General features: G+C 48.2%; 22 protein-coding genes. 7 read left to right on the top strand and 15 right to left on the bottom strand.

The window, feature by feature from the left end:
• Positions 1 to 113 precede the first annotated feature (113 nt).
• A complete protein-coding gene (locus OGY08_RS16920; protein ID WP_241176366.1) occupies positions 114 to 530 on the bottom strand; it encodes a hypothetical protein in 417 nt (138 codons plus the stop codon).
• Positions 531 to 892: 362 nt separating this feature from the next.
• Positions 893 to 1,807, bottom strand: a complete 915-nt coding sequence (locus OGY08_RS16915; protein ID WP_103014934.1) for a LysR family transcriptional regulator — start codon at positions 1,805 to 1,807, stop codon at positions 893 to 895.
• Positions 1,808 to 1,921: 114 nt separating this feature from the next.
• Here OGY08_RS16915 and OGY08_RS16910 point away from each other — a divergent pair, with 114 nt between their 5' ends.
• From OGY08_RS16910 to OGY08_RS16895, 4 genes are all read left to right on the top strand, one after another.
• Positions 1,922 to 3,070 (top strand): M20 family metallopeptidase, encoded by a 1,149-nt coding sequence (locus OGY08_RS16910; RefSeq protein WP_111465698.1) that lies wholly within the window; start codon positions 1,922 to 1,924, stop codon positions 3,068 to 3,070.
• A gap of 108 nt (positions 3,071 to 3,178) precedes the next feature.
• Positions 3,179 to 4,561, top strand: coding sequence for a C4-dicarboxylate transporter DcuC (dcuC, locus tag OGY08_RS16905; protein WP_125363845.1), 1,383 nt, complete (start codon positions 3,179 to 3,181; stop codon positions 4,559 to 4,561).
• A gap of 40 nt (positions 4,562 to 4,601) precedes the next feature.
• Entirely contained in the window at positions 4,602 to 6,296 is a 1,695-nt protein-coding gene (locus OGY08_RS16900) for an NAD-dependent malic enzyme (protein ID WP_048235449.1), read from the top strand.
• Positions 6,297 to 6,451: 155 nt separating this feature from the next.
• Positions 6,452 to 7,495 (top strand): ParB/Srx family N-terminal domain-containing protein, encoded by a 1,044-nt coding sequence (locus OGY08_RS16895; RefSeq protein ID WP_125363846.1) that lies wholly within the window; start codon positions 6,452 to 6,454, stop codon positions 7,493 to 7,495.
• A gap of 109 nt (positions 7,496 to 7,604) precedes the next feature.
• Here the strand turns inward: OGY08_RS16895 and trpS are convergent, their stop codons facing one another.
• The 4 genes from trpS to OGY08_RS16875 form a co-directional block, all read right to left on the bottom strand.
• Positions 7,605 to 8,609 (bottom strand): tryptophan--tRNA ligase, encoded by a 1,005-nt coding sequence (trpS, locus tag OGY08_RS16890; RefSeq protein ID WP_048214282.1) that lies wholly within the window; start codon positions 8,607 to 8,609, stop codon positions 7,605 to 7,607.
• Positions 8,610 to 8,824: 215 nt separating this feature from the next.
• Positions 8,825 to 10,609, bottom strand: coding sequence for a diguanylate cyclase (locus OGY08_RS16885; RefSeq protein WP_125363847.1), 1,785 nt, complete (start codon positions 10,607 to 10,609; stop codon positions 8,825 to 8,827).
• 119 nt (positions 10,610 to 10,728) lie between these two features.
• Entirely contained in the window at positions 10,729 to 11,838 is a 1,110-nt protein-coding gene (locus OGY08_RS16880) for an AI-2E family transporter (RefSeq protein ID WP_003832733.1), read from the bottom strand.
• A gap of 299 nt (positions 11,839 to 12,137) precedes the next feature.
• On the bottom strand, positions 12,138 to 12,503 hold the full coding sequence (locus OGY08_RS16875; protein ID WP_008784652.1) for a VOC family protein: 366 nt from the start codon (positions 12,501 to 12,503) through the stop codon (positions 12,138 to 12,140).
• A 320-nt stretch (positions 12,504 to 12,823) separates the two neighbouring features.
• Between OGY08_RS16875 and OGY08_RS16870 the strand changes: the two genes are divergently transcribed.
• Positions 12,824 to 13,783: a YbgA family protein gene (locus OGY08_RS16870; protein ID WP_071446509.1), complete on the top strand. Its 960-nt coding sequence runs from the start codon at positions 12,824 to 12,826 to the stop codon at positions 13,781 to 13,783.
• 12 nt (positions 13,784 to 13,795) lie between these two features.
• Here OGY08_RS16870 and OGY08_RS16865 read toward each other — a convergent pair whose 3' ends face one another.
• The 7 genes from OGY08_RS16865 to OGY08_RS16835 all read right to left on the bottom strand — a co-directional run bounded on the left by OGY08_RS16865 (position 13,796) and on the right by OGY08_RS16835 (position 20,190).
• The gene (locus OGY08_RS16865) at positions 13,796 to 15,724 is read right to left on the bottom strand and encodes a putative bifunctional diguanylate cyclase/phosphodiesterase (protein ID WP_241176365.1); all 1,929 of its coding nucleotides are present in this window, start codon (positions 15,722 to 15,724) and stop codon (positions 13,796 to 13,798) included.
• Positions 15,725 to 15,741: 17 nt separating this feature from the next.
• A complete protein-coding gene (locus OGY08_RS16860) occupies positions 15,742 to 16,236 on the bottom strand; it encodes a putative pterin-binding protein (protein ID WP_003832739.1) in 495 nt (164 codons plus the stop codon).
• A 411-nt stretch (positions 16,237 to 16,647) separates the two neighbouring features.
• Positions 16,648 to 17,289 carry a helix-turn-helix transcriptional regulator gene (locus OGY08_RS16855; protein WP_125363538.1) on the bottom strand — a complete coding sequence of 214 codons (642 nt, stop codon included), beginning with the start codon at positions 17,287 to 17,289 and terminating at the stop codon, positions 16,648 to 16,650.
• A gap of 127 nt (positions 17,290 to 17,416) precedes the next feature.
• On the bottom strand, positions 17,417 to 18,385 hold the full coding sequence (locus OGY08_RS16850) for a threo-3-hydroxy-L-aspartate ammonia-lyase (protein ID WP_125363537.1): 969 nt from the start codon (positions 18,383 to 18,385) through the stop codon (positions 17,417 to 17,419).
• Between the two features lie 27 nt (positions 18,386 to 18,412).
• Positions 18,413 to 18,808: a RidA family protein gene (locus OGY08_RS16845; RefSeq protein ID WP_003832744.1), complete on the bottom strand. Its 396-nt coding sequence runs from the start codon at positions 18,806 to 18,808 to the stop codon at positions 18,413 to 18,415.
• A 245-nt stretch (positions 18,809 to 19,053) separates the two neighbouring features.
• Entirely contained in the window at positions 19,054 to 19,362 is a 309-nt protein-coding gene (locus tag OGY08_RS16840; protein ID WP_048235442.1) for a monooxygenase, read from the bottom strand.
• A gap of 36 nt (positions 19,363 to 19,398) precedes the next feature.
• Entirely contained in the window at positions 19,399 to 20,190 is a 792-nt protein-coding gene (locus tag OGY08_RS16835; protein WP_286566133.1) for a PhzF family phenazine biosynthesis protein, read from the bottom strand.
• A gap of 129 nt (positions 20,191 to 20,319) precedes the next feature.
• Here OGY08_RS16835 and OGY08_RS16830 point away from each other — a divergent pair, with 129 nt between their 5' ends.
• A complete protein-coding gene (locus tag OGY08_RS16830) occupies positions 20,320 to 21,018 on the top strand; it encodes an RluA family pseudouridine synthase (protein WP_125363535.1) in 699 nt (232 codons plus the stop codon).
• A 37-nt stretch (positions 21,019 to 21,055) separates the two neighbouring features.
• On the opposite strand, the gene mdtK is transcribed toward OGY08_RS16830, so the two are convergent.
• Entirely contained in the window at positions 21,056 to 22,429 is a 1,374-nt protein-coding gene (mdtK, locus tag OGY08_RS16825) for a multidrug efflux MATE transporter MdtK (RefSeq protein ID WP_008784661.1), read from the bottom strand.
• 217 nt (positions 22,430 to 22,646) lie between these two features.
• Here mdtK and OGY08_RS16820 point away from each other — a divergent pair, with 217 nt between their 5' ends.
• A complete protein-coding gene (locus OGY08_RS16820; protein ID WP_003832752.1) occupies positions 22,647 to 23,294 on the top strand; it encodes a riboflavin synthase in 648 nt (215 codons plus the stop codon).
• A 41-nt stretch (positions 23,295 to 23,335) separates the two neighbouring features.
• Here OGY08_RS16820 and cfa read toward each other — a convergent pair whose 3' ends face one another.
• A complete protein-coding gene (cfa, locus tag OGY08_RS16815) occupies positions 23,336 to 24,484 on the bottom strand; it encodes a cyclopropane fatty acyl phospholipid synthase (RefSeq protein ID WP_008784662.1) in 1,149 nt (382 codons plus the stop codon).
• Positions 24,485 to 24,699 lie beyond the last annotated feature (215 nt).

The raw sequence follows: 24,699 nt of genomic DNA, 5'->3' as shown, positions 1-24,699 counted from the left end.
TTTTGCGGACAGAAGGTCTGCTGTGAGCGAGGAGCGGAAGTTCGCAACGTAATCGCCACGGTTATAATGGCACTGCCGTGTGTTAATCAACGGGGAACACGTCATCGCATTTCTCAGATGAATTGTTTTTCGTACTTATCTAAATGATGTTTAAAAATTTTTTCATAATCTTCTGCGGCACTAACCAATATGGTGACTGTTATAGCAGGTTCATCTAGCTCTTGTGACAAATCTTCGATAGCGATAAAACCACAGATTATTTCTTCATCAGTTTCGCTAATGAATAGTTTACATCCCGTTGTATCGGCATTTGGAAAGTAAAATTGAGTTGGTATTAAATCTCCATGAACGATTCCCATTGGGGGATCACCAAATTCTAATTTAGAGATACCAATAATTTTGCCTTCTTTTCTAATCTCAAATATCACTTCATTCCCCTTGATCCATTGATGTTTTTGGCGATAACCTCGTTGATAACTAATGTAACAATGCCTCGGAAAATGATAGATTACTTTATCAGCAACTTCCACTCCTGGTTCTGAGCAGTCGTATGAGGAGGTACTGTTTTTCACGTGAAATTTGAATAGTTGAAGGCCATAAGTACGGATGATGAGAGGCTTGAATAACCTGTGTGGTTTTGGAGTGGTTTTACCCCACTTGAGGCGTGATTTTGGGGGCATCTTTAGGAGCAGGGACATAAAAAGGGACACATTAATAGCTGCTATAACCCGCTATTAACTGTCCCAGTAATTGTTTATCGTAATGATTTATATGTTTTTTTTTTGAGTTTTGAAATGATTGTATTTTGTTAATTTTGCAGAATGCTATTTACTCAGGCTGTGCGTCGGGCGAGTCACACCTGATTGTTAAACTGCGTGATGTTTATACATTTCTACGTGCTGGAGTCACTTAAATAATTACACAGCAACTTCCATAAGTAATGAGCAGCCGGTGTAAAACGATGATCGGAGCTACGCAATACATGCCACTGACACTCTCTGGCAATATGATGATCAATCGGTATTGCCGTCAATTCCCCAGGATAAGAATTTGCATTAGCGGTTTGTTCTGTCATAAAAGCAATCCCCAGTCCCGCACGGCACAGGGCTATTGCGCTGGTAAACAAATTACAGCAGTAGGATGGCCTGAACATAATCGCTTCATCGCGAAACATCGCAGTGAGATATCGCTGAAGCCCAAAATTGTCATGCATAGCAATCAGGCGATGCCGGGAAAGTTCCTGAAGCGTTACTTTCTTTAAATCAGAAATAACATGATCCTTCCTGACAATGGCACAAATGGCTCCCCGATTATAGCTATATCGTTTAAGTGCCGGTTGCCCAACGGGACCAAATCCCACGGCCATATCCACTTCACCTCTTGCAATGAGTTCCATCGACGTTTCCATGTTGCCAGAGGTGATATCGACAAACACATTCGGGTAGATTTGGGCAAAATCGCTCACGACGTGGGTAATGATTTCCTGGACCATTCCTTGTCCAACGCGCAGCGTAACGGTCCCTCCACGCATATGGCGCATATCGCTGAGTTGCCGCTCAAGTTCATTGCGTTTTTGTTGAGTAATGGCGTAGTCATCAGCCAGTAATCTTCCCGCCTCGGTGAGGACAACGTTACGTCCTCTTTTCTCCAACAATGGCAGCTGTATTGTTCTTTCCAGAAGAGAGATTTGGCGACTGACAACCGAAGGGTTAAAGCCAAGGATGTCGGCGGCTCTGCGGATCCCACCGTACAATCCGACCATATATAGATAACGGATCGCTTTTTCTGGATAGGTGCTCAATGTCATGTTTTTGCCATTATTGTTGACCTGAAGGCAACAATAATAGCATAGAAGCCTGATTCTTTTTCAACCGGGATTCATTACATACTAATGCTAAATACCTATACGGAGAGTGTGGCAATGAAGAGCGTTGTTAATTACTTACAGAAACATACTGACCTTATCATGGAAGATATCAGCGATTTGGTACTGGCTGAGTCTCCTTCAACGGATAAAGCTGCTGTTGACCACTGTGGTGACGTTTTAAAAGCTATTTTCGAAAAGCGTCTGGGTATACAGGCTGAAACTGAAAAACAGACACATTACGGTAACCAGTTAAAATTTGTTCTGGGAAAAGAGGGCCCGCAAACCACAATTTTGGGGCATTTTGATACGGTCTGGGATAAAGGGGTACTCTCACTTCGCGAAGAAGAGGGGAAATGGTATGGCCCGGGGATCCTCGATATGAAAGCCGGGATGATTCAATCTATCTGGGCAGTTCGTGCGTTAAAAGAGAGCGGGCAGCTCGGCGGTAAGCGCATTGTTTTCCTGTGCAATAGTGATGAAGAACTCGGAAGTCCAAGTTCGAAGGAATGGATTATCCGTAATGCTACAGGATCTGAGCAAGTATTGGTTGTTGAACCGGCGACAACTCATGGTGATTTAAAAATTGCCCGTAAAGGCACTGGCCGCTACCGCATTGCTATCACAGGTCTTGCTGCGCATGCAGGCAATAATCCTGGTGAGGGGGTTAGTGCTATTGAGGAAATGGCTTTTCAGATCCTCAAATTGCGAGAGTTGAATGATCCTGAGCGCGGTACCACCGTTAACGTTGGTATTGTACGGGGTGGCAGTAGGGTCAATGTCGTCGCGGATTATGCCGAATTAGAAATTGATACCAGAGTGGAAAATCAGTCAGAAGCTGCACGGATCCATGATGCTATCACCCGTTTGACACCTCATTTGCAGGGTAGCCAACTCAGGATTGAAGGAGGGCAAACTCGCCCACCGATGGAACGTTCTTCAGCTTCCGAACAGCTATTTGAAAAAGCGCAAAAGATTGCGGAAATACTGGGCATTACGATTACCGCGAAATCGGCTGGAGGTGGTAGTGATGGAAACTTCACCGCGGCGTTAGGTATTCCTACATTAGATGGCCTTGGTGCGACAGGAGCCGGTATCCATGCGCTCCATGAGCATATATTACCCGAAAATATCGTTACCAGAACCGCACTGGTTGCTGGAATGATGCTTAACGATATTAATTCTGATGATGGGGCAAAATTTTAGCTAAATACATCATGCTCACTCAACGACATTATTGTTTGTTATCCTCATGTAACCACTGTGGCTATATGGATTATTAATATCTTGACGAATAAATAACAGGACATATCCATGAGTGCTTTTATTATTGCGATAGTTATTACTGTCGTTGCGGCTTGGTTAATTATCAAGAATTACCAGCCGCAAACTATTTTGCTGTTAGCGGGGCTTTCCTTGTTAACAATTACAGCTATTTTCTACCCTGAAAAAAGTATCTTATATGGAAATGCAAAATCCACAGGGTCTGTCTGGATTGATATATTTGCTTTTGTAAAAGGTTCATTATCAACGCAGGTAGCAGGGATCGGTTTGATTATTATGGCGGCCGGTGGTTTCGCCAGCTATATGGATCATATTAAAGCTTCAAAGGCCATGGTTGACGTCTGCATTAGGCCGCTGGAGGCTTTAAAAGCACCTTACCTGATCCTTGCCATCGGCTACATTTTTGCGCAATTGCTCCATGTTGCCATCTCCAGTGCTGCGGGCCTTGCAATGTTATTGCTGGTGACATTTTTCCCGGTCTTGGTTCGGCTTGGGGTAAGTAAGGCTGCTGCCGCGGCTATGATTGGCATGTGTGCCTTTATGGATCTTGGGCCGGCCGTTGGCACCGCGAACTTAGCTGCTGAATATGCTGGCATGGAAACAGCACTGTATTTTGCTCATTATCAGATGCCGGTAGCTGCGGCGGTGATGGTTGTCGTTTCTATATTAATCTATTTTACGGCGAAATATTTTGACAAAAAAGATGGACATGTTGTTGCGTCACAACGTGCTATGCCTCCCGAGATTGCTGAAAAAGATGACGCGCCAGCACCTAAGTTCTACGGGTTATTGCCCATTTTTCCTGTCGTTCTGGTATTGGTGTTCAGTCCGTTGGTTGTTGATACCATTAAAGTCGATGTCGTGACTGCAATGGTTATCGGAACTATTGTCGCCTTTATTTTTGAGCTATGTGTAAAACGAAACTTTAAAGAGTGCTGCAAGGGAGTACAAGTCTTCTTTAAAGGTATGGGGAGTATGTTTACCAGTATCGTTTCATTACTGGTATGCGCCGAAATTTTTGCACAGGGATTACAAAAAATTGGTGCAGTGGATTATTTACTCGATGCGACACATAACGCTGGCTTTGGTTTCACCAGCATGACGATTGTAATGGCATGTTTGGTCGGGGTAACGGCTGTACTGACAGGATCGGGGGTTGCAGCCTTCTTTTCATTTGCCGGTATGGCGCAGTCTATTGCAACAAAGTTTGGTATGAACGCCGTACATATGCTTCTGCCGATGCAACTGATGGCTGGGATGGGGCGCGCAATGTCGCCTGTAGCCGGTATTATTATTGCCGTCAGTAAATCGGGTGAGTGTTCCCCATTTATGATCGTGCGCAGAACGGTCATTCCGGCACTTGGTGGAATCATAACTATGCTAATCGCTAATACGCTAATTTCCAGTATGTAATAGTAACTGAATACGGAAGATTTTTATCTGGATGAACACTATGTTAAATGAAAATGTAGATAATTTACTCTATATTCCTTACTCAGGTTCTGTCCTACTCGAATCTCCTCTTCTTAATAAAGGAAGTGCTTTTAGCAAAGAGGAACGAGTGATATTCAATCTGGAAGGATTGCTACCCAATGCAGTTGAAACAATTGAGGAGCAATCCCATCGAGCATATCGCCAGTTTAGCGATTTTAAGTCTGCTATCGCACAGCATATCTACCTTAGGAACATTCAGGACACTAACGAAACGCTATTCTATTATCTGGTAAATAAACATTTAGCAGAAATGCTCCCTATTATTTATACACCTGTTGTTGGCCATGCATGTGAACATTTTTCTGATATTTACCGTAGGGCCAGAGGGTTATTTATCGCATGGCCGGATCGCCATAAAATTGATGATATATTGCATAATGCCACGAAACAGCATATTCGTGTCATCGTCGTCACCGATGGTGAACGGATCCTGGGACTTGGGGATCAAGGTATTGGCGGTATGGGGATTCCAATCGGAAAACTGTCTTTGTATACCGTCTGCGGTGGTATAAATCCGGCAAATACATTACCCATTCTGCTGGATGTTGGAACCAATAATTCTCAACTGCTAAATGATCCTCTTTATATGGGATGGCGTCACCCAAGAATTACCGGGGAGGAATATTTTGAGTTTGTGGATATGTTCATAAACGCGGTTAAACGTCGATGGCCTGAGGTCCTACTGCAATTCGAGGATTTTGCTCAGCAAACGGCACTTCCTCTTCTGGAGCGATACAGAGATGAGATGTGCTGTTTTAATGACGACATCCAGGGAACTGCTGCCGTCGCGCTAGGATGTTTAATGGCGGCAAGCTCAGTCTCTGGTCGTTCATTGTGCGAGCAAACAGTTGTATTTCTGGGGGCCGGATCGGCTGGTTGCGGTATTGCGGAGCATATTATTCAGCAGATGATCGCTGAAGGCTTGTCTGAAGTGGAAGCTCGCGCCAGAATTTTTATGGTGGATCGGTTCGGATTGTTGACTGATGACCAGGCAAACCTTCCACCTTTTCAGCGACAACTGTCACAGCCTCGAACGATCGTCGAAAGCTGGGGTGTGGAAAGCGAAAAAATGACGCTGATGGATGTTGTTTGTCACGCACATCCTACGGTGTTGATAGGTGTTACCGGCCAACCAGGCTTGTTTAGCGAAGCTATTATTAGGGAAATGTACAAGTACTGTAAGCTCCCAATAATCATGCCGTTATCCAACCCAACTTCGCGGGTCGAGGCGAGGCCGGAAGATATTATTGAATGGACAGAGGGAAACGCCATTGTTGCAACGGGAAGTCCATTTAATCCCGTAATATACAAAGGAAAGGAGTATCCCATTGCACAATGTAATAATGTTTACATCTTCCCTGGTATTGGTCTAGGGTGTCTGGCAAGCCGCGCCACACGAATTACAGAAAATATGTTAATAACGGCAAGCCGAACGTTAGCCTCTTTTTCGCCAATGAAAAGCAATAAAGATTCTCCATTATTACCGGATATAAATAATATTCAGGAGGTAACAAAGGCCATTGCCTTTAGTGTTGGTATTGCAGCGCAACGCGATGGCGTAGCCATTCGTATACCGGAGGAATCATTACGAGGCAAAATTGACGAGATTTTTTGGCATCCGCAGTATCGTCAATACAGACGGACCTCATACTGACGCTAATCAACCCCCTCTCTGGAGGGGGATTGACGCCACTCATCGATAGGGAGGTTGGATTTTGACACAATGCATCTTATTCTCAACGCAAGACACCCTTGCTGACCGATGGCGAAGCTCATGGGATATTAACCCGTTACTCAGGGAAGGCGGCAATGACAGATTATTGGTGGAAAGACCTGGTTGATCGTAATAACCAGTGGCAAGGGTTGGAACTGATCTTCAAAGAAAATCAAAGAACTGAGCCAGCGATGGAAATGCTCAGTGGCCATTTTGGGCGTATGGCATTGCAGCTCGCCGGAGAGCCGTTATTCTGGGCCTCAATGCTTGAAGATCATTCCGGCGTTTGGCTGGTTTTTAATGCAGATCATCCACGGAGCCAGGAGATATTACCTGCGGTAACTTCTGAAGATATTGAACGGATAAAAGCCAAAGGCGAGCAGGTGCGGATCGGCGAATGGTGCCGGTATTTTGTTCGTCAGTTAATGAATGCGCCAACACCATTACTCTCACCGCAGCGTTGGTTGATAAGACCGATGTTACCGATTCAATGTTCATCGCGCTATTCCAGTCCCCAACCCATTGCGTTAGAAAACTGGCGTTTCTCAGCGCCAGAAAGCACTGAAAATATTAACTGCCAGTGGACGCTGTACGGTGAAGATTTCCCTGATCTGACGCAGCCGGAAAACGTCAGATTGGTTGACTGGTGGTGGGGCGGTTATTTGCTGCGGGGGCGTTATGCCATTCAACCCAATACGGGGAGAGTAAAATGGTGGCGTAAAAAATGCCGAGAGGGGACGTTGCCGCCGATACTGGTCTGGTATATCGCCGGATTAGGATCTTATGTGATCCTTGATGGGCATTATCGATTACAGGCGGCGATCGAAGAGCAGATCCCCCCTTTATTTCTGGTGCTGAGCGAGCTTAATGAAACGGAATATCCTGCCGATGCTGCCCATCAGGCGCGTATCGTTCAGTCGCTGGAAAAGCAGCTGGCTAACAACCCCAATTACAGTGTCAATGCGGTAAATCAGACGCTGATTAGTCTCTATGACAGACGATATCTTTACGCGTCAACGCATAGCCGCGCTATTCTCGGTGAGGGAACCCAATGGGCTACGGAGGTGGAACGTTATCTGCAAAAACATCATCTTGATGCGTATCGGGACAAGATTTTTCAGCGGGTTAAGGGAGATTGATTTTTACCCTACATTTTGTCGATATAACGCGAGCCAGCTTCTGATAACTCCCGGCGGTGGCATTCAGACGGGAGTTATCGTTACTTATCGCTCCTGTTGCAACTCGATATCAGAACACCGGCAAACCCAGTCCTTGCTTCACTTCTCTTAATGTCTGCTGCGTAATCTCGTGCGCCTGCTCGCTTCCTTTTTTGAGCATCGCCATCAGCATGCCTTTATCCTGAATGTAGGTTGCACGCCGCTCGCGCATTGGCGCGATGAGTTCTTGCAAGCACACTTCCAGCTCGTTTTTGCATGTCCGGTCACCAAGTCCACCCCGTTGGTAATGCGTTTTCATTTCCGCCACTTTTGCTTTATCCGGATGAAAAGCATCGAGGTAAGTGAATACCATATTTCCGTCTATTTGCCCTGGGTCGGACACTTTCAGATGATTAGGGTCGGTGTACATTGCGCTAACCGCGCGGTGAATGGTTTCTTCGCTGGCTGACAGGAGCAATGTGTTACCAAGCGATTTTGACATTTTGGCATTTCCGTCGATCCCTGGAAGGCGGCTGGTTTCACTCAGCAGCGCTTTGCAGTGCGATAGGACGGGGGCCGGTAACAGGCTATTCATCTTATGCACTATCTCATTAGTCTGTTCAATCATTGGCAACTGATCGTCGCCGACGGGAACGACTTCGGCTTTGAAGGCCGTAATATCTGCCGCCTGACTGATGGGATAAACCAGAAAACCAACCGGTAACGAGCGGGCGAACCCTTTCTGCGCAATTTCGTTTTTGACCGTAGGATTACGCTCCACGCGAGCCACGGTGACGATGTTCATATAAAGCGCGGTTAACTCTGCGAGAGCAGGCAGTGCCGATTGCAGACAGATGGTGGTAAGTGACGGGTCTATTCCTGCGGCAAGATAGTCGGCAAGTACTTCGGGAATATTGTTGCGGATCTTTTGCGGTGTGCTGCCGTTATCGGTTAACCCTTGTAGGTCAGCCACCAATATAAACTGCTGATAATCGTGTTGCAGCGTGGCGCGCTGGCGCAATGACCCCACATAATGGCCAAGATGCAGCGGGCCGGTGGGACGATCGCCAGTGAGGATGATGGTTTTATTGTTCATGTAAGACTCCTTAGTCATAAAACCGAAAGGGGTCTCTAAATGCAAATAACCGCCTTTCGGCGGTTATTTAAAATGAGGAAAACACATTCTGACCGCCTTTAAGAAGGCAGCCACCACAGGTTGTGATTAAAACCGTTGATATCGTGTTTTGTGTTCATCCAATTAACATACCACCTGGTGTAGAGGTAAAGCAATGCCAGAAGTGCTGGCGCATATCAGCTCGCTTCCAGCATGCCAAAGCTCACAATGCGCGAACGACCTAACTCTTTCGCGCGGTACAGTGCGACATCTGCGGCGCGTAACAGGTTGTCGCTCTGGGCATGCTGCGGGTAACTGGCGACACCTATAGAGACATCCACGTGTCCAATATCGGAAACGCCAAAGCGCAGCGACAGTTCGCGTACGCCGTTGTAGATTTCCGTAGCAAAGCGGTTAGCGGCCTGTTCATCCGTATTGGCCAGCAGTACCAGAAACTCTTCACCGCCGTAGCGGAAGGCCATGCCGCTGTCGTGGACAACGCGCTGAATAGTCGCAGCGATACTTTTGATTACGCTATCGCCTGCCTCATGGCCAAAGCGGTCATTAATACTTTTAAAATGATCGATATCGATCATCAGGCAACTGATCGGTTCTTTGTTACGCACTGCCTGGCTCATCTGGGTACGCAGTGTATCTTCAAGATGATGACGGTTGCGCAGTCCGGTTAGCGGATCGTAGAGCGCTTTCTCCAGCAGGGCGTCACGCAGACGCTGGTTGGCTAATGCGAGGCCGAGTGCTTCTGCCATCAGCTCCAGATATGCACGGGAGGGGGCGGAATCATCGCTAAGGTTCTGGAATGAGAGCAGGCCGATGGCTTCGCCCTGGGCAATCAGCGGAACACACAGGGTATGGTGCTGGCATGACTCTGGCAGATGGTAGCAGGCGATATCGGGTTCACCTTGTACCGGAGGATGACTCTGGCCGCGGCGCACAGCCCAGCATTCGTCCGGGTGGAACGCATCCGCTTTACCCTGCGGAGAAAGCCATTGTGCAACGCAGCGCATTTGCCAGGGTTCCTGGTCCAGTATGTAAAGCCGCCCGGCGATACCTGGAGCAATATTCGGTGCAAACAGCTCTGCCACATTGATGACATCGGCAAAACTCTCGCAGCCTTGCAGACGTTGCGTCATGCGCGCCAGCAGATCGCGGATTGCCCAGTCTGCATCTCGCTCTTTCTCCAGTCTCTGACGCGCCAGACCGTTCTCGCGAAATATCCGGATCGCCTGCGCCATGTCGCCTATTTCATCTATCTGGTTAAAGCTGGGCGTCTCAACGGCATAATCCTGCGATGCGAGACGGTTTACGACATCGCTCAAACGCACGACGGGACGCAGGACGCGACGCTTTAAAATGAAACCGAGAACGAATAAAAACAGCAGCGCTGTCAGACCGACCATCACTTCAGAGGCTGTCCGCAGCATGCGGGATGACTGGGTTGCATATTCAATTGTATTGCGTACGCGGTTATCGAGCAGTTGGCGGAAATGATCTATCCGGTCCTGGGCGCGTTCCAGTTCCTGTTCATAGCTTTTCCCATAGAGCAGGGCAATAGCCTGCGACTCTTCTGCGCGCGCGACGCTGGCAAGCGCCGCAGCTTGCTCGTCCCGCAGGGCATCAACAATCTGTAGCCCTTCGTGCAATAGCGCCAGCTCTTCATCCGTTGCCCCGATGTCTTTTAGCTTCGACAACCGCTGTTCCACCGCTTTTAGCGATGCTTCTTTCTGACGGTAGGCGTCAAGCACCTGAGGATCTTTTGCAATAACATAGTCGCGCGCCAGGTCGGACAGCGACCAGGCATCGAGTTCGACTTCTTCGGTAAGTTGATCGAACTGATAACGCTGTTCTACCACCTGGCGTTCTGTGTTATCGGCGCTGGATGCCATCAGCATGACAACGCCTGAAGCGATGGTCAGGCATACCGTCGCGCTATAGGCCCAGTTGGTGATTGTGGCAATTCGCACTGATTAGTTCCTTCTGCGACGATTAATGAATACGCATGATTGCAATTATAGGAAACGCATGATTTTGCGTGAAAATAAAAAAGGCGGTCCAGAAACCGCCTTCTGTTATCGTCCTGCAATCATAAATCTGGAGGATTTTTTCCTTCTTCCATAAAGGCTTCGTCGATTCCTTCCACGTTACCTTCATGGTCACGCCCGGAAAACAGGTTCCAGCAGGTTATGAATAGTGCAGCAATTAGGGGGCCAATCACAAAGCCGTTAATGCCGTAGATCTCCATGCCGCCGAGAGTGGTAATCAAAATAAGATAGTCCGGCATTTTGGTGTCTTTACCTACCAGCAGCGGGCGCAGGATATTGTCCACCAGCCCAACGATAATCACGAAGAAGCCAACGATAAACAGCCCTTGCCATAGCTGGTGGGTGGCGAACAGGAATATTGCTGCAGGTACCCAGACGATCGCTGAGCCCACGGCAGGCACGAGCGAGAGAAACGCCATCAACGCCCCCCACAGAACGCTGCCGTCGATATCCACAATTGCAAACGCGATGCCGCCAAGAATACCCTGAACCAAAGCGACGACCGCCGTGCCCTTGACGGTTGCCCGCGTCACGCCGACGAATTTGGCAAACAGGTGCTGTTTGGCAAAATCAGAAAGGGGTAATGAGTCCAGAATCTGGCGCACCAGATACGGTCCATCCTTCAGTAAGAAGAACAGCAGATACAGCATGATGCCAAAGCTGATAGCAAAGCCGAATGTGCCTTTCCCGATCAGAAATGCACTGCCAGCGAGATATTGCCCGCCTTGCAGCACGACATCGGACAGTTTTTTCTGGATCTGCGCGACATCATCCAGATTGTGTTCTGCCAGAAATCCTCTGGCCCAGTCAGGAAGGTACGAAAGAATAGAAGTGACGACTTCCGGGAACTGCGTGTCATTCTGTTGCAGTTTGGTGTATACCACGTTCAGTTCAATGGCCAGCGATGACAGGATTACCATCAGCGGGATAAAGACAATCAGACAGATAATGACGATGGTAATCAACGATGCCAGCCCGTTGCGTTCACCAAGCGCGCTACGCAGTCTGTTTTTTACCGGGTTAAAGATAGTCGTTAATATCGCGGCCCACAAAATGGCGGAAAAGTAGGGGGACAATACATCGAAGAACGCCCAGGTCACGAGGGCAAGTATGAAAATGAAGAAGCCTTTAGTCAGTCCGTTAAATCGCATTAGTGAACCCTGTAATGAGAAGCAGTCCCGACTATAGAACCGTTCAGGGGATTTACCAACTTTAGCTGCAGATATTTAGAATAAAGATGTTGCACTAAGGCTACATTCTTATTGTCCTTGCTTCACTGGCGGGAGAGCTATCCTCGCCTCAGTTCAAACTTAATCTTAGACATATACGAATTCCTTCTTTTCAACGATACTCTTATGCTATGAGTTCAAATAAGCAGCGTTATTACAGCTCTTCAGGCAGATTCAAAATCAACATCGAATAATTTTTCGATATCCAAACTGCACCTTAATCAGTCCGGCGCATGGCAGACAGCCTCAATATTATGGCCATCAGGTGCAATGACAAATGCGGCATAGTAGTTTTCGCTATAGGAACGTAAGCCAGGTGCTCCGTTATCCTGGGCTCCCGTGCGCAAAGCTGCATTGTAAAATTCATCAACTTGCTGCCGGGTTTTTGCGACAAACGCCAGATGCAGAGGAGCCGGCTTGTCATTCGTGTGGAACAGACAAAGTGAAACATTCTCGGAGCCCATTTCAACACCGTAGCTTGGTGTGCCTTCATCGATGAGTTCTACGCCAAGCGGCTGAAGCGCGTTGAGAAAGAAAATTTTACTTTTTTCGTAATCACTTACACCGATTTTCACATGATCGAACATTCTTTATTCCTCATGAAGATATGAACAAATAAAGAGTATATAAAGAGATTGAAGTCGAATTCACGTAAGAACCTGTCAATGTGATGAACATCAATTTAGAGATCTATATATCTACAGTACCTGCCTTTGCTGTTTTAATTGGATTCTTTGATTGCCTGGTTTGTATCCCGCCTAAATATTCATTAGGAATGGCACGATTATGGGGGATACTTACACTTGCATCTATCAGTTCAACTCACAGCAGATAACTTACGCTATGATTTAATAGTGAAACCGTCATTTTTTCCCGAAAAGGGTCGTCAATTAACGAGGGGGTTGTTATGAACACTCAGCCTGTCATCGGGATTAGTGGATGTTTAACTGGTTCAGCCGTGCGATTCGACGGTGGGCATAAACGGATGGGGTTTGTAATGGACGAGCTGGCTCAGTGGGTGACTTTCAAACCTGTCTGCCCAGAGATGTCCATCGGTTTGCCTGTACCACGTCCCGCGTTGCGTCTGGTTCAAACCGCCCAAGGGAATGTCCGCATCTGTTTTAGCCATGCGCCTGGTGAGGATGTAACCGATAAAATGTCCGATTTCACCAACTCATATCTTCAGGGACTTGGTGGCCTCTCGGGTTTTATCGTCTGTGCTAAATCACCGAGTTGCGGTATGGAAAGAGTGAGACTGTATGACGAGAAGGGAAATCGTGGGCGAAAAGAAGGGACTGGTCTGTTTACTGGCGCGTTAATGGAAACCTACCCGTGGTTGCCAGTCGAAGAAGATGGCCGCTTGCACGATCCAGTGCTGAGGGAGAACTTTGTCGAACGCGTGTTCGCATTGCATGAGCTTAATAGGCTGCGGGCCAATGGTCTTACTCGCCATGGCTTACTCAACTTTCACAGTCGCTATAAGCTACAGCTTCTGGCTCATCACCAGGCCGGTTACCGGGAAATCGGCCCATTCGTTGCCTCGCTTCACCAGTGGGATGATTTGGACGCTTTTTTCGTTGTCTATCGTGAAAAGCTCATGACGATCCTCAAAAAGCCCGCCTCACGAAAAAATCACACCAACGTACTGATGCATATCCAGGGCTACTTCCGCGAACGGTTGAACTCCCGCCAGCGCGGAGAGTTACGTGACGTTATCCTCAACTATAGCGGTGGGCTGCTGCCAATATTGGCGCCTCTGACGCTACTCAAGCACTATCTGGCTGAATACCCAGACAGCTATCTGCTTACCCAGAACTATTTTGATCCTTATCCGAATGATTTAGCGCTACGGTTGATGATCAAATAGTCTGAGAGCGATTCAACCGTTTCTGATTTTCTCATCGATACAAGGCTGAGGTTTACCAAACAGATATCCTTGGGAGAAATCGCAGCCCAGCGCCTGAAGGCTTTTTAGTTGTTCCTGCGTTTCAACACCTTCAGCAACAGCCTTCATATTGAGGGATTTCGCCATGCCGGTGATCAGTTTGATGATATTAAGCGCATCTTCCTGTGTGGATATTGAATGGACAAACGACTTGTCTATTTTAATTTTATCGAAGGCAAGCCTGCTCAGGCGCGAAAGGGAAGAATATCCGGTGCCAAAATCATCGATGGAGATTTTTACACCCATGGCTCTGAGTTTGTTAAGTGTGTTCATCGGCGTCGTACTCTCAGTGAAGAGAGAGGATTCTGTTACTTCCAGTTCAAGACGATCGGCTGGGAGTCCAGTTTCTTTCAGAATAGACAGTACGATACCGACAAAGGCTTTGCTGCTTAGCTGGACAGGAGAGACATTCACTGAAATTTTAGCCGGAACCGCCCAACAAGCCGCTTCCCGGCAGGCAATTTCAAGCACAGCTTTCCCCATCTCATTAATCATTCCGGTTTTTTCAGCAACAGGAATAAAGTTATCCGGCGACAGGAGGCCCTTTAGAGGATGGAGCCAACGAATTAGGGCTTCATAGCTATAAATTTCCTGGCTGAAGGAGTCAACAATGGGCTGATAATAAACCACGAATTCTTTGTTCACTATTGCCAATGCCATATCATGCTCAAGCGTTCTGCTTTCTTGTAGCTTTTCTAACATTCGTTGTCGGAAGACTTTTATCTTACCAGAGCCTTCACCTTTGGCTTCATAAAGGGCCAGATCGGCAAATTTATAAAGGTAGTCGGAACGTCGTTCAGTGTCTGAGATAACAATGCCAACACAGGTGGTTATGTTGATAATCGTGTTATAAATAGTGTAGGGCTGGCTAATAAATTCACATATTTTCTGGGCGCGCGAAACAGCGTGGCTTTCTGTCAGGCCACTTGAGAGAAACGCAAATTCATCTCCACCCAGGCGATACAGCGTATCCGAAGTAAGGCTCATCGAAACCAGTCGGTCAGATATCTGGCGTAGCAACATATCACCGGCATCATGACCATACGTATCATTTACTTCTTTGAATCGATCTAAATCAAACAACATCACAGTCACAGAATCGTGATTTTTTTCTGCTCTCTCAATTGTTTTATTTAAATCGCTCCAGAATAGCTGACGGTTATTCATCTCGGTAAGAGAGTCATGGTAGACGTCATATTCCAGTTTAGCATTCTGAATTTGCAGTTTTTCTTTAGATTTCTGCAGTTCTTCGGCAAGACTCTTGACCTGCAGGTGCGCCCGCAGAATATTTCTGTTTTGATAGAAAATGAGCACGCCCAGAATCGCACTCAGTATTATCAGCAGCACAGAGGTTGCAGAATAAATATAGTACAGCGTCTGAATTTTTTGGTTGGCGTTATTGATCGAGTTAACATCTTTGTTTAACGCACCAGATGAAAGACGACCCAGTGGCGCATCCAGAGTATGCATTTTTTTCAGATAAGCCTGGAGTGCTGAACGGTTCATTTTCTCTAGATTAACATCCAGAAAACTAAGGGTATTTTCAAGTTTTACCGCCAGTTCACGGTGGGCTATATTGCTTTCGATGTAGCGCCCCAGGTCACCTTCTTTTATCAAATCACTCTGGCTAAGCATAATGTCGAGGCGCATGCGTACATCATCGAGATTCATCGTATCATCGATAGTGTAAAGACCAAGCAACGATTCAAATCGGTAATATTGTGATACCAGCTGAGCAGCAGACCAGGAATCGGTGTAGTGAGTCAGTTTCTGTAACTCTTGTTGCCGTTCATGCACGAGGAAAGAGATATACCCGGTAGATATAAAAAGAAAAAAGATGATGCCAGCCAGTATTCTGTTCATGATGTTCCTCTGAACGCTTACTCAATATCCATACTACTGACCTGCCATGCAGACCTTGAATAATAAATCTGATTATTCAATTCTGGCATGCTGTCATAGGGGTACACAATGAATAACGGGCCTTTGTCACGGATGCGCATATATTTTCCGTTGATTTTTAACGCAAGGATAGCATTGTATTTTTTGAAATCACTAAGAGGGATAACAGTGGTGTAGTCATTGAGTGCAGTGACCTTAACAACAGAGCCGTTCGCCCCGACATAATCCATGAGCTTTTGTAGCGGAATACCCGTAAAGGTAGTGCGCCCATTATACCAGGGGGAGGTGGTCTGGAAACTGACCATGCCCAGCTTCTCAAGGCTGGCGGTATCAAAAACGGCTTTCCCGTCTGCATTTGTATTTTCAATATTACCCGACAGCGTTAAAAGCACTTTACCGGTGGGCCTGGAAAGTTCACCTGCCCATAGCTGGGTGGAGAGTACAAAGCTTACCAACATGACCATTAATCGCATTCTTACCTCACCAATCAGCCGGATGTTAAAGAATTATAATTTAGATATCACGCTATTTATATATATTGCATGGGTATTATTGATGTAATAACTTCAATAGTTTTTTAACTCTTTTAAATCAGTTAGTTAGTTGTTGTCTGTTCTGCTGTGGTGCATTAAGAATGCTGGTGTGTTATTTGAGTAAAGCTAAATTTCACTATGTATGTACAAAAATAAATCATCTATTTACTCAGTGCCAATAAATGCGCACGAAAATAAAGGTTAATTTTTTTCACTGCAGCTGGATTTGGTTGTTTACTGGTGGGTAACTATATCGGGCACGAAGCCGCCTTTAGTGGAGCGGGAGCGCTTCGTGTCGGTAATCAAGGACAGAAATTCTCTACGTGGCAAGTGTGGTCTATCTGAACCCGTTTATTCACCCGCCTGAGCTGACTGGCGGGCATACAGATAGGCGGTGGCCCTCGATACGCCCAGATGCTGTGCAACCGTATCCATAGATTTGCGTACGTTCAGCAAACCGTCCTGGCGTAATTGTTGAATCAGCAGCTTACGGTCTTGAGGTTTAAGGGCTCGGGCCGTCGTCGCGCGTTTAGCGGCAAAGTCATCAATACGCTGGCGGATGACTTCATTACTGCCGGGATCGATATGTTCCTTAATGGGGGAATTTTCAGTTTCAGTAAAACGCGCAAGAGCACTCTGCATACCACGGAACAGCGTCATATCGACATTCAGGCAAAGTGCCGCTACGTATTTGCCGTCTTCGTCCTTGATGCCAATCGATGTACTTTTCACCGGGCGGCCATCGGCAAACTGATTACTGTAGTTCGCAATGATGCTGGGAAAGTCAGGTGATGCGATTCTCGCTAGACCAAGCTCGGTTGCTGGCTGGCCGGGTTGACGTCCGGAAAGATTATTATGGATGGACAAAATGGCATGATCAGGATTTTTGAGGTCATGAACCACCACTTCGCAAAACGGAGAGAAGGTCTCACTCAATCCCCTGGCGATAGTATCAATTTGGCTGAGAAGCGAGTTATTCTCGGTTTTTGGCATGCCAGTCTCCTGCGGTGATGTCTGTTGCCATGATTGCGAGCAGTTTACAGTGACCTGGGAACGTTTTTCCAGACGGGAGTGTACAGACAGTAAAAGTAGGGTATCTACATGGCAGATACCCTGTTTATCATCCGGCCAGAAATTCACTGTAGCGACTGATATCCACGTTTCCGCCGCTGATGATAATGCCGATTTTCTTGCCGCGAAGCTCAGCTTTACGCGCTCTGGCGGCAGCAAAACCCAGACACCCGGTTGGCTCTACGACGATTTTCATGCGTTCAGCGATAAATTTCATTGAGGCAACTAACTCAGTGTCTGAAACAGTCAGAATATCGTTCACATTTTGCTTGATAATCTGAAACGTATAGTTCCCGAGATGTTGAGTCTGAGCACCGTCAGCAATGGTTTTGGGCGTATCGATATGAACTATTTTTCCACTTCGGAACGACTGTTGACCATCGTTACCCGCCTCAGGTTCGACACCATAGATGATGCAGTCAGGAGACAGATGTCTGGCCGCCAGGGCGGATCCTGAGAGCAGGCCGCCACCGCCCAGACACACGAAAAGAGCGTCTAACTGACCCACTTCTTCAATTAGCTCTTTTGTGGCGGTGCCCTGGCCTGCTATCACGTGCGGATGGTCGTAAGGGGGGATTAGCGTTAACCCCTGTTTCTCTGCCAGGTCCCGACCAATTTTTTCACGATCTTCAGTATAGCGATCGTAAGTTACCACTTTTCCGCCATAGCCTTTCGTCGCCGCAACTTTGGCCGCCGGGGCATCATGCGGCATGATAATTGTTGCTGGAATACCCAACAACTTTGCCGACAGGGCAATGGCCTGTGCATGGTTGCCGGAAGAAAACGTCACGACGCCCGCAGCGCGTTGTTGTGGGGTGAACTGGCGTAGCGCATTCATAGCGCCGCGAAATTTGAAGGCGCCCATTCTCTGGAAGTTTTCGCACTTAAAGAAGACTTCCGCGCCAAATTCTTCATTAACCGTTCGGGAGGTCATCACCGGCGTTTTGTTAGCATAATCTGCGATACGCTCTGCCGCAGCGGCAACATCGTTATAATCAGGCAGTGTCATTTCAGTCATTGTTGTTCACCTGTATGTTGTTAAACGTCACGCTTGCGGGGCCAACGCAATAGCTTCAACTTCCAGCGCAAAACCATAATGAAGTTCCGCAACACCTGCTACTGCACGGGATGGACGGAAATCGCCGATCCACTCTCCATAGATTTTGTTAAACGTCGGCCACTGGTTCATATCCGTCACATAGACGCGAACAGACACCAGATGCTGACGTGATGCCCCAGCACCAGCCAGACAAGCATCAATATTCTTGAGTACCAGCCGGGTTTGATCTTCAAAAGAGGCATCCGCTTTTTTCTCGCCGTCGAAAGTGACCGGCAACTGCCCGGAAATGAAGACGAATCCGCCAGCCGTTGTACTGTGCGAGTAATGACCTGCTGGCGGGAAGCTTCCAGCAGATGAGTTCAGTGTAATGTCCGCGGTCATATGAGAATCTCCAGTCGCAGTTTGTGATTCATTTTGTATAAAATAATACTGTTTGTATTATTTTATACTCCTTCATAGTGCGTTCGGCCAGCGATAGTTTTCGCTAACGCTGATTTTGTGAACTACTGCAAACGTGGCCCAGGCTAAATCACTGTCCTGGAGCGGTGACGGGGATATCGCTGTTGAAAGGGGAAAGCAGGGGGAAATGAAGAAACGCCCCGGGAGGGGGCGTCTAAGGCAAAAGTTTAGCTGATATGACCGTGGTTAATTTTACTTAACGGTTCATTGATATCGAAGATTTTGAACGTTACTTCTTCCACACCCAGGTGCTTCAGGCGGGCGGTATGCTTTTTGATATAGGCCTGAGCGGTGTCTGCGTCCTGGAACAGGTAGATGCCTCCCGCTTCGTGATTTGCTTCGTTCTCGGTCCAGATTTTCCAGATGAACCCCGGCTCCTGGTTGATTGATTCGGCCAGTTCAACGAGCTGATTCGACATCTCAGCCCCAAACGGACCATGAAAATCAAAGTGTATCTGCACGAGTTTGTTCGACATAAATCCTCCATGGATTGGTTATTTTGGGTAAGGCTGCTAGCGCAACAGCACTTTACCGGTCAGATAAGTTATCGCCTGCCCACTGATATATACACGCGTTCCTGCTAACTGACAGCGTAAATCCCCGCCGCGTTCAGAGACCTGGCGTGCCAGCATCTGTGTTTTATTCAGTTTTCCAGCCCAGTAAGGGATCAGCATGCTATGTGCCGAGCCTGTGACCGGGTCTTCCGCGACGGCTTCGCCCGGGCAGAAGAAACGGCTGACAAAATCGTATTCCCCGTCACCCGGCGCGGTGATGCATACCATTTTCCCCAGCGGAATCATGGCGTGGATGTTTGGGCGAACAGCCTCAACCTGCTGTTGATTTTCCAGCACCACCATGTAATCGCGTGCCACACGCACCTCTTTGTATTCGGTGATGCCTAATGTTTCCAGCAGTAAAGAGGGCGGCACGGCAGATTTGCTTTGCCAGGCTGGAAAATCAAGCGTCAGCCATTCACCGCAGCGCGTGACCGTCAGCGGTCCCACAAAGCGGGTAGCAAATTGGATTTTGGTATCCGGGAAATCCAGATGTTCAAAGATGACATGCGCGGCGGCAAGCGTGGCATGCCCACACAGATTGATTTCACCCTGAGTGGTAAACCAACGCAGCTCAAAGCCATTCTCATTGGCGACAAAAAAAGCAGTTTCTGACTGGTTATGCTGCTGCGCCATCTTTAATAATGTTTCATCGGGCAACCAGTCCGTGAGCGGACAGACTGCTGCGGCATTACCGCCAAATGTCGTGGTGGTAAAGGCATCCACCATGTAAAAATCGATTTGTTGCACAGAGTAACCCTCTCATCGCACTCAGGATAAATCACACTCTACCATGCCAGCCATTGGGTCAATGCTCAGATTCGCCACTGTGGTGAAAATTCGTTATCATCCGTACCCACACCTCATTCTGGCCGCCTGATGTCTACGATCCTCGATACCTTTATTGCCCCGCCTTGCCATGACGAGATAGAGACCCTCTATCAGGACGAGCATCTGGTGCTCATCAATAAACCCAGCGGGTTGCTTAGCCTGTCGGGCAAAAATCCGCAGAATCTCGATTCGGTACATCACCGGCTGGTACAGATTTACCCTGGCTGCACGCTGGTACATCGGCTTGATTTCGGCACTTCTGGGCTGATGGTGGTCGCTCGTAACAAGGCTATTAACGCCGCGCTTTGCCAGCAGTTCAGCCAGCGGACGGTCACTAAGGTGTACAGTGCGCTGTTATGCGGGCATCTGGATAACAACGAAGGGGTTATCGACGCCGCGATTGCCAAAGACCCGGCGCTGTTTCCATTGATGTCGATTTGTGCTCTCAACGGCAAACCCGCGCGCTCGCGCTATCAGGTTGTCGAGCGTTTTTATCATCGTCAGGAAGAGGGGACGTTGCTCCCCTTGACGCGGGTGCAACTGACCCCTGAAACCGGGCGCACCCATCAACTACGGATCCATTGTCAGCAGTTGGGACATCCTATTTTGGGGTGCGATCTGTACGGTGGGCGTCTGCTGCCGGGTACTGAACAAACGTCACGGCTGATGCTACATGCCAGTGAACTGCATTTCAGGCATCCCATTAGTGAAGCGTGGATGAACGCCAAAAACGCCAGCCCGTTTTGAGGCGAAAAAAAGCCGCCTGGTGGCGGCTTTTATGAGGTTATCGCGCAGCGCGTTGTAAAATAACCGCTGACGGCTGGCGTTGTAGAAACCGCATCCGCAGCATCATCAGTATCGCCGCAGAGGTCAGGCCGATAATAAAGCCCATCCAGAATCCCGCCGGTCCCATCCGGTCAACTACCAGATCGGTAAGCGCCAGAATATAACCGCTCGGCAGGCCCAGCACCCAGTATGCCGTAAAGGTAATAAAGAAAATGGAACGCGTATCTTTATAACCACGCAGGATCCCGCTGCCAATAACCTGGATAGAGTCCGAAATTTGATACACCGCGGCCAGTAACATGAGCTGAGCCGCCAGGGCGACAACTTCCGGGTTATTGTTATAGAGCAGGGCAATATGCTCGCGGAATGTCACGGTGAAAATCGCTGTTACGACCGCCATGCACACACCAACACCCAGACCCGTTCTGGCTGCGGTTTGCGCATCCAGTGTGGAACCCTGGCCCAGACGATAACCGACACGAATGGTGACGGCGGCAGCCAGAGACATTGGCAGGACGAACATTAACGAGCTGAAGTTCAGTGCGATTTGGTGTCCGGCTACGTCGACAATCCCCAATGGAGAAACCAGCAGCGCGACCACCGCAAACAACGTCACTTCGAAAAATAACGCCAGCGCGATAGGTAAACCCAGCTGTACCAGACGCTTCATTACTGCGGTGTCAGGTTTCTGGAAACCACGCTCATTACGGATATCGCGCATTGAACGCGCACGTTTGATGTAAGAGAGCATGGCGATAAACATCACCCAGTAAACCGCTGCTGTTGCCACACCACAACCCACGCCGCCCAGTTCCGGCATGCCTAAATGCCCATAAATGAAAACATAGTTAACCGGAATGTTCACCAGCAGGCCGAGAAAACCCATCACCATCGCCGGTTTAGTCTTGGCTAATCCTTCGCACTGGTTACGGGCTACCTGGAAGAACAGATAACCCGGTGCGCCCCACAGCAGGGCACGCAGGTAACCAACGGCTTTATCCGCCAGCGCCGGGTCGATGTTATGCATGGAGCGAATAATGTACCCCGCATTCCATAGCACAACCATAATCAGCACGGAGACGCTGCCCGCCAGCCAGAATCCCTGACGTATTTGATGGGCGATACGGTCGCGGCGTCCGGAACCATTGAGTTGCGCAATTACCGGCGTCAACGCCAGCAGTAGTCCGTGACCAAACAGAATGGCCGGTAGCCAGATGGACGTACCAATGGCGACTGCCGCCATATCCGTCGCGCTGTATCCGCCCGCCATGACGGTATCAACGAATCCCATTGCGGTTTGAGCGATTTGCGCAAGAATCACCGGAATTGCCAGAGCTAATAACTGACGCGCTTCACTTACATACTTTTGCACGTGTACACCACTATATTGTTGTTATTTGAGAGACTAAAAAAGCCGCCTTATATGGCAGCAAGGAGAAAAAGCAGGGGAAATTTCAGTCTATTGTAGCGAGGAATACGTAATTCTCCAGTGAAAAAACAGGCGCTGGTGGCGCATTGCTGGCAACCTGAATTTCCACCTGCTATTGTGCTGTGCAGAGATGTCTTAATTGAGTTCAGGAGTAGGAAGTATGTTTACGGGTATTGTGCAGGGCACCGCAAAATTGGTGTCCATTGATGAAAAACCAAATTTTCGTACGCATGTTGTGGAGTTGCCTGAATATATGCTGGATGCGCTGGAGACCGGCGCATCGGTTGCCCACAATGGGTGCTGCCTGACGGTCACCGAAATTAACGGTAACCAGATAAGCTTCGACCTGATGAAAGAAACGCTGCGTATCACCAACCTGGGCGATCTGAAGGTTGGAGATTTGGTTAACGTTGAACGTGCGGCAAAATTCAGTGATGAGATTGGCGGACATTTAATGTCGGGCCATATTATGACCACTGCCGAAGTGTCGAAAATTCTGACCTCGGAGAATAACCGTCAGGTGTGGTTTAAAGTCCAGGATCCGTCGCTGATGAAATATATCCTGTACAAAGGATTTATTGGTATTGACGGTATCAGTCTGACGGTCGGTGAAGTGACGCCGACGCGTTTCTGTGTACATTTGATCCCGGAAACGCTGGAGCGTACGACGCTTGGCAAGAAAAAGCTGGGCGCACGGGTTAATATCGAAATCGATCCCCAAACGCAGGCGGTGGTTGATACCGTTGAGCGTGTCCTGGCGGCGCGTGAAAGCGCCATCAGCAACATAACGGGCGAAGCGGGAGCCTAAGCCTGAGAGTAAAGCCCCCGTTGCTACGGGGGCGAAAACGATTAGCGGGGAACGCGCAGACCGTGTTCAACACCGCGGGAAAATACCACCTGCCATAGCTGAATATCTCGAGCACGAAACGCCCCGGCGCAGGCGTTCAGATAATAGCTGAACATCCGTTTGAAACGTTCGGTATAGTTATCGGCGATTTCAGGCCAGGAGCTCATGAAACGCTCGTGCCATGCCATCAGCGTCGTGTCGTAATCCGCGCCAAAATTATGCCAGTCCTCCATCACAAAATGCGGTTCGCTGGCGTTGGCAATCTGGCGAACTGACGGCAAACACCCGTTTGGGAAGATATACTTATTGATCCACGGATCAACGTTATTGTCGGTTTTTTTGGAGCCGATGCTGTGCAGTAAAAAGAGACCATCCGGTTTTAAATTACGATCGACCACCTCAAAATAGGTGGCGTAGTTCTTCGGTCCAACATGTTCAAACATGCCGACGGAGACAATGCGGTCGAATTTGTCGTTCAGGTCGCGATAATCCTGCAGCAAAATGGTGACATCCAGCCCAGCGCAACGTTCCTGTGCCATTTTCTGCTGTTCTGCCGAAATGGTCACACCCACCACGCTCACGCCATATTGCGATGCCATAAACTGGGATAAACCACCCCAGCCACAGCCAATATCAAGCACCCGCATTCCTGGCTTCAGTTGCAATTTTTCAGCAATCATTTTGAGCTTCGCCTGCTGGGCAGATTCCAGAGTGTTGGCATCTTTCCAGTAGGCGCAGGAATACTGCATATAAGGGTCAAGCATGCGGGTAAAGAGATCGTTGCCCAAATCGTAATGTTCTTTGCCGACCATCCACGCACGTTTTTTGGTCTGTAAATTGAACAGGCGAGCCGTGGCGATACGTAGCGTATCTTTAAAGTGGCGGGGGAGTTGGTTTTCAAGACCGGCGCGCAAGACTTTACTAAAAAACATGTCCAGCCGGTCGCATTCCCACCAGCCATCCATATAACTTTCACCCAACCCTAACGATCCTTCCTGCAATACGCGTTTGAAAAAATCGGGGTTCTTTACTCGAATATCAGCCGGTGCATTGCCATTAATGGCAATGCCTGCACGGCTCAATAATTCATTGGTAATGCGGTACCAGTCATCATCCGGTACGCTGACGTCTTCTATACATGATGAACTCATAGCTTCTCCATCACTGGTCGGTGATCAGAACCTTAAAACAGCGTAGACGCTTTTTTGGGCTTTGTGAGAAATCTCACGGAATTAATCCGCGAATCTATAATCCGACGTAGAACAGAGGAAGGGAGAAACCCTTGCCGAAAAGGCCATCCGTGGTAAAACGGGAACGTTCTTGTCCCCGTTAACGCATTAAAATTATCGTTTTTTTAACAACTGAA

This window comes from Citrobacter sp. Cpo069, assembly GCF_030332785.1.
Lineage (GTDB): Bacteria > Pseudomonadota > Gammaproteobacteria > Enterobacterales > Enterobacteriaceae > Citrobacter > Citrobacter portucalensis.
The sequence above is the reverse complement of the archived record's forward strand: the minus strand, read 5'-3'. Positions and strand labels throughout refer to the sequence as shown.